General features: G+C 69.2%; 1 pseudogene. It reads right to left on the bottom strand.

Going from position 1 to position 234, the window contains the following annotated elements:
- Nucleotides 1–234: pseudogene (locus SM753_RS21175) on the bottom strand (hypothetical protein); the annotation flags it as partial.

The following is a 234-nucleotide window of genomic DNA, read 5'->3' as shown; positions in this document are numbered from 1 at the left end:
ACTGCACTCGGTTGGGCTCGAACGTCCAGACCCCGCGCCAGGTCCGCGGTTCGATCTCGACGGCGAGCAGCCCCACGCCGCCCTCGATCCCCTGCTTGAGATCGGTTCCGGGATCGATGTCGACCGACTGAGGCCCCTCCGGCGGGCGGTACACCACGAACCATCTGTTGGTGAAGTCCCGCGTGTCGCCGCCGTGGATCACCGCGTCGAGGTCGCGCGGGAGGTCGTCCGGGA

The organism is Halostella sp. PRR32 (assembly GCF_034808085.1).
Classification (GTDB): Archaea; Halobacteriota; Halobacteria; order Halobacteriales; family Natronoarchaeaceae; genus Halostella; species Halostella pelagica.
The sequence above is the reverse complement of the archived record's forward strand: the minus strand, read 5'-3'. Positions and strand labels throughout refer to the sequence as shown.